The 11230-nt window shown below is 70.7% G+C and carries 10 protein-coding genes, 1 tRNA gene and 1 pseudogene; 2 read left to right on the top strand and 10 right to left on the bottom strand.

The annotated features are described in order from the left end of the window. Positions 1–51: 51 nt before the first annotated feature. Positions 52–141: transfer RNA gene (locus VP06_RS30635), tRNA-Ser, on the bottom strand. Positions 142–303: 162 nt separating this feature from the next. Here VP06_RS30635 and VP06_RS30630 point away from each other — a divergent pair. Further along, a complete protein-coding gene (locus tag VP06_RS30630) occupies positions 304–681 on the top strand; it encodes a VOC family protein (protein WP_048467599.1) in 378 nt (125 codons plus the stop codon). A 157-nt stretch (positions 682–838) separates the two neighbouring features. On the opposite strand, the gene VP06_RS30625 is transcribed toward VP06_RS30630, so the two are convergent. The 6 genes from VP06_RS30625 to VP06_RS30600 all read right to left on the bottom strand — a co-directional run bounded on the left by VP06_RS30625 (position 839) and on the right by VP06_RS30600 (position 8241). Further along, on the bottom strand, positions 839–2290 hold the full coding sequence (locus tag VP06_RS30625) for an adenylate/guanylate cyclase domain-containing protein (RefSeq protein WP_053082103.1): 1452 nt from the start codon (positions 2288–2290) through the stop codon (positions 839–841). 92 nt (positions 2291–2382) lie between these two features. Next, on the bottom strand, positions 2383–3387 hold the full coding sequence (locus VP06_RS30620) for a peptide ABC transporter ATP-binding protein (protein ID WP_048467598.1): 1005 nt from the start codon (positions 3385–3387) through the stop codon (positions 2383–2385). Further along, entirely contained in the window at positions 3384–4406 is a 1023-nt protein-coding gene (locus tag VP06_RS30615) for an ABC transporter ATP-binding protein (RefSeq protein WP_048467597.1), read from the bottom strand. Before VP06_RS30615 ends, VP06_RS30620 begins: the two co-directional genes overlap by 4 nt. 8 nt (positions 4407–4414) lie before the next feature. After that, entirely contained in the window at positions 4415–5317 is a 903-nt protein-coding gene (locus tag VP06_RS30610) for an ABC transporter permease subunit (protein ID WP_048467596.1), read from the bottom strand. Continuing rightward, the gene (locus tag VP06_RS30605) at positions 5314–6324 is read right to left on the bottom strand and encodes an ABC transporter permease subunit (RefSeq protein ID WP_048467600.1); all 1011 of its coding nucleotides are present in this window, start codon (positions 6322–6324) and stop codon (positions 5314–5316) included. The genes VP06_RS30610 and VP06_RS30605 overlap by 4 nt, the downstream gene beginning before the upstream one ends. A gap of 321 nt (positions 6325–6645) precedes the next feature. Continuing rightward, positions 6646–8241 (bottom strand): ABC transporter substrate-binding protein, encoded by a 1596-nt coding sequence (locus VP06_RS30600; protein ID WP_048467595.1) that lies wholly within the window; start codon positions 8239–8241, stop codon positions 6646–6648. Positions 8242–8445: 204 nt separating this feature from the next. On the opposite strand from VP06_RS30600, the gene VP06_RS30595 reads away from it, so the two are divergent. After that, positions 8446–8670, top strand: a complete 225-nt coding sequence (locus tag VP06_RS30595) for a hypothetical protein (RefSeq protein WP_048467594.1) — start codon at positions 8446–8448, stop codon at positions 8668–8670. Positions 8671–8756: 86 nt separating this feature from the next. Here the strand turns inward: VP06_RS30595 and VP06_RS30590 are convergent, their stop codons facing one another. The 3 genes and pseudogenes from VP06_RS30590 to pabB all read right to left on the bottom strand — a co-directional run. Beyond that, positions 8757–9602, bottom strand: coding sequence for an aminotransferase class IV (locus VP06_RS30590; RefSeq protein WP_048467593.1), 846 nt, complete (start codon positions 9600–9602; stop codon positions 8757–8759). Next, the gene (locus VP06_RS30585) at positions 9589–10200 is read right to left on the bottom strand and encodes an anthranilate synthase component II (RefSeq protein ID WP_048467592.1); all 612 of its coding nucleotides are present in this window, start codon (positions 10198–10200) and stop codon (positions 9589–9591) included. The genes VP06_RS30590 and VP06_RS30585 overlap by 14 nt, the downstream gene beginning before the upstream one ends. Beyond that, positions 10197–11230, bottom strand: a pseudogene (pabB, locus tag VP06_RS30580) (aminodeoxychorismate synthase component I); the annotation flags it as partial. The gene VP06_RS30585 and the pseudogene pabB, both read right to left, overlap by 4 nt.

The following is an 11230-nucleotide window of genomic DNA, read 5'->3' as shown; positions in this document are numbered from 1 at the left end:
CCGCGAATTTGCCCCGGTTACTCAAACAATGTTGTAAATCGTTGAAATCATTGGCGGAAGGGGTGGGATTCGAACCCACGGTGGAGTCGCCCCCACGGCGGTTTTCAAGACCGCTGCCTTAAACCACTCGGCCACCCTTCCGAACCGGCCGCGGGCGCCGTGGGCCCGGGGTTCCCTTCTGTAGGGCGGTGCCCGGTGATGCGTCAACCGCGGCGGGGCGAGGTCTATCGCGTCATGCCCGGGCGACGTACCGTGAGGGCGGGGACGAACGGGCGCCGCAGGACGCGCCGGAGGGAGACCCGCATGGGCTATGTGTACGATCATCTCCACCTGCGCAGCCGGGACGCGGTGGCGGCGGCGCAGTTCTATGGCGAGGTGCTGGGCGCCCGGGAGATCGGGCGCGAGGGCGGAGTGAGCCCGAGCCGGATCATGCTCGATCTCGGCGGGATGCGGATGTTCATCGAGCAGGCGCCCGAGGGCACCGGGCCGGCCGCCGTGCCACCCCATCGCGGCATCGAGCATCTCGGGCTGCGCGTCGAGGACATCGAGGCGACGGTGGCGGACCTCGCCGCCCGCGGCATCCCCCTGGTGTCCGGCATCACCGACGTGAAGCCTGGCCTGCGGATCGCCTTCTTCGAGGGGCCGGACGGCGTCCGCATCGAGATCCTTCAGCGCGGCTGATCCGACGTCCGGACGATTCCTTCCGGACGTCGGATCGCCAGCCCGCGCGGTGGACCCATGGGCTCCACACGCCTGAGCGAAGCCGATCTCCGCATCGCCAAGCGATCAGTCGGGCATCGTATGACCCCCTCCTCCGCCACGGGCCTGCTCTCGCGCCCTACTCCGCCACATGCACCACGATCGGCCGGGTGCGGCCGCGCAAGGTGAGCGGGAGCGAGCGGGTGAAGCGGGCCGCCGCCTCCGGCCCGGCGGCCGCGAGGCAGCAATCGGAGGCGAGGATCCGGCCGCCGACCTCGCGGGTCGCGGATTGCAGGCGGCTCGCGACATTGACCACGTCGCCGATCACCGTGAACTCCACCCGCTGGTCGGCGCCGATATTGCCGATCACCACCGGGCCGCAATGCACGCCGACCGCGACCCGGATCGGCGCCGCCCCGCGGGCCTCGCGCTTGGCGGTCCAGGCGTCGATCTCGCGCTGAAGGTCGATCGCGCAGGCGATCGCCCGGGCGGCGCCGTCGCCGCGCCCGTCGAGGCCGCCGAAGGTCGCCATGAAGCCATCACCGAGGAACTTGTCGAGGGTGCCGGCATGGCGAAAGACCACCTTGCAGCTGCGCTCGCGAAAGCCGCGCAGGAGCGCGAAGACGCGTTCCGGCCCCAGATCCTCGCTCATGCTGGTGAACCCGACCACGTCGGCGAACAAGACCGCCACCACCCGGGTCTGCGGCGCGCCGAAACCCGCATGGGCCCGGGCGGCGAGCGCGTCGGCGACGTCGGGCGAGACGTAGCGGGCCAGGTCGGCCCGCACCACCTCGGCGCGCACCTGCGCCAGCATCGTCCTCCGGCTCCGCCACACCGCGATGGCGAGGAGCAGGGTGAACAGGCTGGTGACGATCACTTGCGTCCAGAGCGGGGTCAGGCCGACGAAGGCCGGGTCGAGGAAGACCCGCAGGGCGGCCTCGGCGCCCAGGGGCCCGTCGCGGGCGGCCTCGGCGAAGCGCACGGTGTCCGCGCGGCCATAGACCAGCCAGACGCCGAGCGACCAGATCGCCGCGATCCAGGCCCCGGTCCACAGCACCGCGACCGGCCAGTAGGTCAGCGCCGCCTCGCCGAGGAGGAGCAGCACGTAGAGGAATTCCGGGGTCCGCAGCCGGGTCTGGATCGGCCAGTCGACCCCGAGCCCGGCCGGCGGCGGCATGATGATCGCCGTGGTCATCAGCGCGATGTCGAGCACCGTGAAGGCGAGCTTGATCGGCCCCGCCCGGGGATGGTGCCGCAGCCGGTACGGCAGGTAGCCGAGGAGAAAGAACAGCCCGGCGACGGAGAGATAGTAGAGGTCGCGCGGCCAGGGCACGAGGACCAGGAGCCACAGTGACACCACCACGATGGCGACGGCGCGGGCCCGGAAGGCGAAGGCGAGGCCGGCGAGCTCGGCGGCCCGCACATTCCCGGCGAGCCGCCCGCGGGCCCGGGGCGGCAGCCGGCCGGCGAGCCAGTGGCGCAGGCGCGCCACCCGGAGGCTGGTGCGGAAGGCCAGCATGCGGGCACGGCCCGGCACGCTCGGCTCGGACAGGGGCTGGGGCGGCGCGGCCGCCGCGATGGGCTCACTCACGGATCCGGTCGCTGGGCTCCTCCGATCCTCATGAAGGTAGGGCCCGCGGCGGCGCGGCGAAGCCCCCCGGGCGTTGAACACACCGTGATGCGTCAGCCCGCCAGGGCGCGTCCGTCTTCCGGCAGTCCCTCCAAAACATCCTCCGCATAATGGCAGGCCACCGCCCGTCCCGCCAAAGGCCGCAGGCCCGGCCGTTCCTCGCGGCATCGGTCGGTGGCATGGGGGCAGCGGGTGGAAAACACGCAGCCCTTCGGGGGCGCGAGGGGCGACGGCAACTCGCCCCGCAGCACGATCCGCTCGCGGGTGCGGGGGCCGACGCCCGGCGTCGCCGCCATCAGGGCCCGGGTGTAGGGATGGAGGGGGCGCGCGAAGATCGCCGCCTTCGGCCCCTGCTCCATGGCCAGCCCGAGATACATCACCAGCACGTCGTGGGCGATGTGGCGGACGACCCCGAGATCGTGGGAGATGAACAGGTAGGCGAGGCCCAGCTCCGCCTGGAGATCGGCCAACAGGTTGAGCACCTGGGCCTGGATCGACACGTCGAGCGCCGAGACCGGCTCGTCGGCGACCACGAGCTTGGGCGACAGCATCAGCGCCCGGGCGATGGCGATGCGCTGGCGCTGGCCGCCGGAGAACATGTGCGGATAGCGCGCATCGTGCTCTGGGCGCAGGCCGACCTTGGCCATCATCGCCCGCACCCGCTCGCGGCGCTCGGGGCCCGACAGGCCGGTATTGATGGCCAGCGGCTGCTCCAGGATCGCCCCGATGCGCTTGCGCGGATTGAGCGAGCCATAGGGGTTCTGGAACACCAGCTGCACGGTGCGGCGCAGGCGGCGGCGCTCGGAGGACGGCGTGTCGACGGCGTCGATCCCGTCGAGGGTGAGGTCGCCGTCGGAGGGCGGCTCGATCAGCGTCACCATCCGGGCGAGGGTCGACTTGCCGCAGCCGGATTCGCCCACCACCGCCAGGGTCCGGCCGGGCTCGATCGAAAACGAGATGCCCCCCACCGCCTGGAGCCGGGCCGGTTTGCGAAACAGCCCGCGGCGGATCTCGTAGGTCTGGCGCAGACCGTTGGCGACGACGACGGGGGCGTTCACCGGGTTGCCTCCGCGACGGTGGAAACAGGGCGGTCCTGGCGGATGCGGGCGTCGCGGGAGGGCTCGCCGAGGGGATAGTGGCAGCGCACGGAGCCGCCCTGCCAGGCGCGCAGGGCCGGCCGCTCGGTGCGGGAGTGATCGGTGGCGTCGGTGCAGCGCGGCGCGAACAGGCAGCCGCGCGGCCGGTCGTAGAGCCCCGGCACCACGCCCGGGATGGTGGACAGCCGCCCGCCCTCGCTGCGCTCGGGGAGCGCCGCCAGCAGGGCCGCGGTATAGGGGTGCTGGGGGTTGGCGAAGAGCGCGTCGGCGCGGCTTTCCTCCATCACCTGGCCGGCATACATCACCATCATCCGGTCGGCGGTCTCGGCGACCACGCCCATGTTGTGGCTGATGAGCACCAAAGCCATGCCGCGCTCGCGCTGGAGCGAGAGCAGCAGGTCGAGGATCTGGGCCTGGATGGTGACGTCGAGCGCGGTCGTCGGCTCGTCGGCGATGAGGAGCTTGGGGTTACAGGCGATCGCCATGGCGATCATCACCCGCTGGTTCATGCCCCCCGACAGCTGGTGCGGATAGGCCGACAGCCGGCTCTCGGCCGCCGGGATGCCGACCTGCTCCAGCAAGTCGATCGCCCGGCGCTTGGCCGCCTTGCGGTCGAGGCCGAGATGCTGGCGCAACGACTCGGTGATCTGGAAGCCGATCGTGAAGCAGGGATTGAGGCTGGTGGTCGGCTCCTGGAAGATCATCGCCACGTCGCGGCCGGTGAGGCGGCGGCGCTCGCGGGCGGGCATCCCGATCAGGTCGCGACCGGCGAAGGCGAGGCGGTCGGCGGAGACCCGGCCCGGATAGGCGACGAGGCCCATCAGCGCCATCATGGTCACGCTCTTGCCCGAGCCCGACTCGCCGACGACGCCGAGCACCTCCCCCTCCTCCAGGGTCAGGCTGACGCCGTCGACGGCGCGGAGCGTCCCGCCCGCGGACGGGAACGCGACGGAGAGGTTCTGGATCTCGAGGAGCGGCATCGGGCGCCTCACCGCTTCAGCTTGGGGTCGAGGGCGTCGCGGAGCCCGTCGCCGACGAGGTTGAAGGCGAGCACCGTGACCAGGATGATGAGCCCCGGGAAGGTCACCACCCACCAGGCGCGGAGCACGAATTCGCGAGCATCCGCCAGCATCGTGCCCCATTCCGGCGCGGGCGGCTGGGCGCCGAGCCCCAGGAAGCCGAGGGCCGCCGCGTCGAGGATCGCCGTCGAGACGCCGAGCGACGCCTGGACGATGAGCGGCGCGGCGCAGTTCGGCAGCACCTCCCCCACCATCAGCCGCAATGGCCCGGCCCCGCTGACCCGCGCCGCGGTGACGTAGTCCTTCGATTTTTCCGCGATCACCGCCGCGCGGGCGATGCGGACGTAATGCGGCAGCACCACCACGGCGACCGCCAGCATGGCGTTCATCAGCCCGGGGCCGAGGATCGCCACGATGACGATGGCGAGCAGCAGCGACGGCAGGGTCAGGATGATGTCCATCACCCGCATGATGACGATGCCGATGGCGCCGCCGACAAAGCCCGCGACGAGCCCCAGCATCGTGCCGACCAGGATCGACACCGTGACGACGGCGACGCCGATCGAGAGCGACAGCCGCGCCCCATGGATCAGGCGCGAGAGGATGTCGCGGCCGATCGCGTCGGTGCCGAGCGGATAGGTGAGCGAGCCGCCCGCCTGCCAGAACGGAGGCTTGAGGAAGGCGGCGTCGTTGGTGAGGTTCGGCAGGTGCGGGGCGATGACGTCGGCCAAGACCGCCATCAGCAGCACCGCCACGATCAGGCCGAGGCCGATCACCGCGCCGGTATTGGCGCGAAAGCTCGCCCAGAACTCGGCCAACGGGTGTGGCGGGCCGGCAGGCGCGGCGGGAATGTCCAGAAAGTCGGCGCTCATCGGGCGTGCCGGATGCGGGGATTCACGAGGCCATAGGCGAGGTCGACGAGGAGGTTCACCGCCATCACCACCGCGCCGATCAACAGGATGCCGCCCTGGAGGACGGGATAGTCGCGCCGGCCGATCGCCTCGATCAGCCACTTGCCGATGCCGGGCCAGGAGAAGATCGTCTCGGTCAGGATCGCACCGGTGAACAGCACGCCGACCTGGAGGCCGATCACGGTGACGACCGGGATCAGGGCGTTGCGCAAGCCATGCAGCCCGACGATGCGCCAGGCCGGCAGGCCCTTGGCGCGGGCGGTGCGCATGTAATCCTCGCCGAGCACTTCGAGCATCGCCGAGCGGGTCATGCGGGCGATGACCGCGAGCGGCACCGTGCCGAGCACCACCGCCGGCAGGATCAGATGCGACAGGGCCGAGGCGAAGGCGCCGGATTCGTCGGAGAGCAGCGTGTCGATCAGCAGGAAGCCGGTCACCGGCTCGATGAAGTACTGCACGTCGATGCGGCCCGAGACCGGCGTCCAGCCGAGCTGCACCGAGAAGAGCAGGATCAGCAGCAGGCCCCACCAGAAGATCGGCATCGAGTAGCCGGTGAGCGACAGCCCCATCACCCCGTGGTCGAAGACCGAGTTGCGCTTGAGCGCCGCCAGGATGCCGGCCGGCAGGCCGACGAGGAGCGCGAACAGGATCGCGCAGACACCGAGTTCGACGGTCGCCGGGAACAGGCTGGCGAACTCGGCGATCACCGGCTCCTTGGTGCTGATCGAGCGGCCGAGATCGCCATGGGCCAGCCGTTCGAGATAGATCCCGTATTGCACGAGCAGCGGCTTGTCGAAGCCGTACTCCGCGCGCAAAGCCGCGTGTCGCGCGGGATCGATGCCCCGCTCCCCAGCCATCGTCTCGATCGGGTCGCCGGGCACCAGACGGATCAGGAAGAACGCCACCAGGGTGATCCCCAGGAAGGTCGGGATCACCAGGGACGCGCGGGTCAGGAGGAAGCGGAGCACGAACGCGCCTTTCGTGAACGGCTCAGGATGCGACGCATCGACGAAGGCTGGCAATGCATGTCGGCATCGGGATTCGGCGGGATCTCTCCGGCAGGATTGCCACCCTTGGGGGCATTCCGGCGCCGCGACCGCGGAGCCCGGGATGACCCGGAGGGTGTCATACGATGTCCGACTGATCGCTTCGCGATGCAGACGTCGGCTTCGCTCAGGCGTGTGGAGCCCACGGGTCCACCGCGCGGGCTGGCGATCCGACGTCCGGAACGAATCGTCCGGACGTCGGATCGATGCCGTAGGGGAAACAGGGTCGCGTCGACCGGATCGCTATTTGAGGCTGACGCCGTAGAAGGTGTGGCGGCCGAACGGCGAGAGCTTGAAGTCCACCACCTCCTTGCGGACCGGCTTCAGCTGCACCGCATGCGCGATGGTGAACCAGGGTGCCTGTTCCTTGAACACGACCTGCGCCTGTTCGTACAGCTTGGTGCGCTTGGCCTTGTCGCTGATGGTCTTGGCCTTGGTGACGAGGTCGTCGTAGCTCCTGTCGCACCACTTGGCGGCGTTGCCGCCGCCTTTCTGTGCCGCGGCGCAGCCGAGCAGGGTGTGCAGGAAGTTGTCCGGATCGCCGTTGTCGCCGGTCCAGCCGAACATCGCGGTCTGGTGCTCGCCCTCCTGGATGCGCTTGCGGTACTCGCCCCATTCATAGGACTTGATCTCGGCCTTCACGCCGATCTTGGCGAGATCGGCCTGCATCAGCTCGGCGATGCGCCGGGCGTTCGGGTTGTAGGGCCGCTGCACCGGCATCGCCCACAGGTCCATCGAGAAGCCGTTGCCGACGCCCGCCTCCGCGAGCAGCGCCTTGGCGCCTTCCGGATCATAGGGGTCGTCCTTGATCGCGTCGTTGTAGGACCACAGGGTCGGCGGGATCGGGTTCTTGGCGGCGACGCCGGTCGACAGATAAACGGCGTCGATGATCGCCTTCTTGTTGATCGCCCGATTCAGCGCCTTGCGCACGCGCACGTCGTCGAACGGCTTCTTCTGGGTGTTGTAGGCGAGGTAGCCGACGTTGAGGCCGGGCTGCTCCAGCACCTGGACGTTCGGGTCCTTGCGCATCGCGTCGACGTCGGCCGGGTTCGGGTACGGCATGACGTGGCATTCGCCTTTCTGGAGCTTGGCCCAGCGCACCGACGAATCCGGCGTGATCGCGAAGACGAGGTCGTCGAGGGCGGCCTTGCCGGCATAGTATTGCGGGAAGGCGCGGTACCGGACGATCGCGTCCTTCTGGTATTGCAAGAGGTAGAACGGCCCGGTGCCGATCGGCTCCTGGTCGAGCTTGTCCGGCGTGCCGGCCTTCATCATCGCGTCGGCGTATTCCTGCGACTGGATCGCCGCGAAGGGCATCGCGAGGTCGGCGAGGAACGGCGCCTCGGGCTGGGTCAGGGTGAAGCGGATTGTGTAGTCATCCACCTTCTCGATCGACGACAGCAGCTTCGGCAGCCCCATGTCGTTGAAATACGTGTGATTGGAACTGGTCACCCGGAAGAACGGGTGGGTCTCCTTCCATTGCCGCTCGAACGAGAAGATCACGTCATCGGCGTTGAAGTCGCGGGTCGGCTTGAAGATCTTGTTGGCGTGCCACTTCACGCCTTTTCGCAGGTGGAAGGTGTAGGTCTTGCCGTCCTCGGACACGTCCCACTTCTCGGCGAGGTCCGGCACCACGTTGGTGGTGCCGCGCTCGAAATTGACGATGTTGGAATAGATCTGGGAGCCGGCATCGAACGAGGTGCCGGTGGTGTTCACCGCCGGATAGAAATTCTCCGGGCTGCCCTCGGAGCAGTAGACCAGCGTCTTGGCGCCGGCCGGCAGGCTGGTCGCCAGGGCGGTCGCGGCACCGAGAACCACCGCCAGGGACGCGCGTGTCATGCTCTGCTCTCCGATCCTCGAGGGCCTCGCACGGCCCGGCCTCGCCACTTCTGGCGGGTTTCCGATCGTGTCCGCAAGGCCCACGCCAATGGGACGCACCCTCGTGTAACCTTCCGGGTGGTTGCCATCCGGGTGCGGGTCGTGTCTGGTTTCAGACAGACCGTCGGTGCGCGACGCCGTCGTGACGGTCGGTTCGGAGGGGGCGTGGCGCCGGAATCCCAGTCGTCGGCGGAACGACGGACGGTTGCGCAAGCCTGCTGCGCCGTCGACCAGCAGCTGGCTGCGCTGGACGAATGCCGGCGCCTCGGGTTGCCGGCCGAGGCCGAGGAAGCGGCCCTGCGCGTCCTGTGGACCGATCTCGGCCTGGCCTATGCGCGGGAGGTGGTCCAGGTGGCCGAGCTGCGGCATCGGATGGCCGAGCGCGAGTGAGCGCCGGATCCCGGCCGTCGCGCGTCGGCTGACCGGCGCGCGAAACCCCTCCCCCCTCTGCGGTGAGGGTTGGCGTGGCGGCGCCGTCAGCCCTCCACCGCCATCCCGCAGGTCCGCGCGATCGCCCGCGACAGGGCCGCGCGCAACGCCGCCACCGCGGGATGCCCGGCGCCGGGATAGTCCTGCTCGCCGATGCGCCGCACCGGCGCGATCAGCCGCAGGGAGTTGGTGAGGAACGCCGCCTCCGCCCGCGCCAGGTCGTCGGGCGTCACCGGCCGCTCGGCCGCGTCGAGACCGAGGCCGGGGGCCAGGGCCAGCACCCGGGCGCGCACGATGCCGGCCAGCACCCCCTCGCCGAGGGGCGGCGTCACGAGCCTGCGGCCGGAGACCGCGAACAGGGTGCCGGTGCCGGCGCAGGCCACCCGCCCCGCGGTGTTGAGGAAGAGCGCCTCGTCATGGCCGTCCCGCGACGCCGCCTCGGCGGCGAGCACCGCGTCGAGATAGCCGAGCGTCTTGTGGCGGGAGGCCGGCGAGGTCTCGTTGCGGCGGATCGCGCTCCAGCCGAGGGAGACCTCGGCAAAGGCCGTGCCGGGCCGCAGCGGCGCGGCGGTGGCCCACAGGACGGGGTTCGCCGCCGCCGGCGGGCGCAGGCCCCGCGGGCCGGGGCCGCGGGTGGCGGTGGTGCGGATCGCGGCGCGCGGATGGAGCGCCGCCACCGCCCGCATCGCCGTGCGGGCCTCGGCGAGGTCGAGGGCGAAGCCCAACGCGGCGGCGGCGGCGGCGAGGCGCGCCAGATGCGCCGCCTCCTCCACCACCTGGCCGCCGAGGGCGAGCGCGGTGTCGAACACCCCGTCGCCCAGCAGCAGGCCGCGATCGGCCATGTCGAAGGGCAGGACCGTGCCCGCGTGGATCTCTCCGTCACGCCACAGCACGCCGTGCTCCTCCTTCCGCATGCCAGCGCCGGGCGAGAGCGAGGAAATTGCCGAACAGGGCGTGCCCGTGCTCGGTCAGCACCGATTCCGGGTGGAACTGCACGCCGTAGGTCGGGTGAAGCCGGTGGGACAGCGCCATCACCTCGCCCTCGGGCGAGACGGCGTCGACGCTCAGATGCTCCGCCATGCCGGGTGCGGGCGTCACGATCAGCGAATGGTAGCGCGCGACGGTGAGCGGGGTCGGGAGGCCGCGAAACAGCCCCTCCCCGCCATGGGTGATCGGCGTCGCGTGGCCGTGGAGCGGCTGCCGGGCCCGCTCGACCCGGCCGCCGAAAGCCGCCCCGATGCATTGGTGGCCGAGGCAGACGCCGAGCAGCGGCACCTCGCCCGACAGGTCCCGGATGACGGGGAGCGACACCCCGGCCTCCGTCGGGCTGCACGGCCCCGGCGAGATCACCACGGCCTCCGGCTCCAGCGCCCGGATGCCCGCCACGTCGAGGGCGTCGTTGCGCGCCACCCGCACCGCGGCGCCCAGTTCCTCAAGGTAGCGCACGACGTTGAAGACGAAGGAATCGTAATTGTCGATGACGAGGATCATGATCGCTCCCCGCTCGGGAAGGCCGCGAAGACCCGCTCGGCCTTGGTCAGGGTCTCGCGGTATTCGGCCTCGGGGTCCGACAGCAGGGTGACCCCGCCGCCGGCCTGGAGCACGGCGCGGCGCGCGTCGAGCATCACCGTGCGGATCGCGATGCTGGTGTCGAGGCTGCCGTCGAACCCGATCCAGCCAATCGCCCCGCAATAGACCTCGCGGGCGTCGCCCTCGATCTCCGTGATGATGTCCATCGCCCGCAGCTTCGGCGCCCCGGTGATCGAGCCGCCCGGGAAGGTCGCGGCGAGGAGGTCGAGCCCGTCCGTCCCCGCCTTGAGCGTGCCGGTGACCGCCGAGACGAGGTGATGGACCCCCGCATAGGTCTCGAGCCCGCACAGGGTCGGCACCGCGACGCTGTGGGGTGCGCAGATCCGCGACAGGTCGTTGCGCAGGAGATCGACGATCATCACGTTCTCGGCCCGCTCCTTGGGATTGGCGGCGAGCGCCTCGGCCCGGGCCCGGTCCTCGGCCGGATCGGTCGCGCGCCGGGCCGTGCCCTTGATCGGCCGCGTCTCGACCTGCCGGCCGTCGAGGCGCAGGAAGCGCTCGGGCGAGGAGGAGGCCAGGGTGAGGCCGTCGATCTCGAGATAGGCCGCGAAGGGGGCGGGATTTAGCACCCGCAGGCGGCGGTAGAACGCGAAGGCGTCGAAGCCCGGCGGCAGCGCCGCCTCGAAGCGCTGAGCGATGTTGGCCTGGTAGATGTCGCCGGCCCGGATGTAGTCGCGCACGCGATCGACCGCCCGGGCATAACTCTCCGCGGTGAAGTTCGAGCGCCAGGCGAGGGGCGGAACCGGGGCCGCCTCCGAGGCCGGCTCGGGGCCGCGCAAGAGCGCCTCCAGCGCGTCGAGATCGGACGCGGCCTAGGCGACGATCGTGGCATAGAGGTTGACCGCGAGGTCGTCGGCGAGGCCGGCCCGGCGCGCCGGCGGCGCCACCCGCTCCAGGCTCGCCCCAAGATCGTAGGCGAGGTAGCCGATCG

Source organism: Methylobacterium aquaticum (assembly GCF_001043915.1).
Taxonomy (GTDB): domain Bacteria; phylum Pseudomonadota; class Alphaproteobacteria; order Rhizobiales; family Beijerinckiaceae; genus Methylobacterium; species Methylobacterium aquaticum.
Note: the sequence above shows the minus strand (reverse complement) of the source record. Positions and strands in the feature narration are given on the sequence as shown.

Coding starts and splice junctions, on each gene's coding strand:
- VP06_RS30630 (WP_048467599.1), top strand. CDS start 304: ATGGGCTATGTGTACGATCATCTCCACCTGCGCAGCCGGGACGCGGTG.
- VP06_RS30615 (WP_048467597.1), bottom strand. CDS start 4,406: ATGCCGCTCCTCGAGATCCAGAACCTCTCCGTCGCGTTCCCGTCCGCG.
- VP06_RS30610 (WP_048467596.1), bottom strand. CDS start 5,317: ATGAGCGCCGACTTTCTGGACATTCCCGCCGCGCCTGCCGGCCCGCCA.
- VP06_RS30600 (WP_048467595.1), bottom strand. CDS start 8,241: ATGACACGCGCGTCCCTGGCGGTGGTTCTCGGTGCCGCGACCGCCCTG.
- VP06_RS30585 (WP_048467592.1), bottom strand. CDS start 10,200: ATGATCCTCGTCATCGACAATTACGATTCCTTCGTCTTCAACGTCGTG.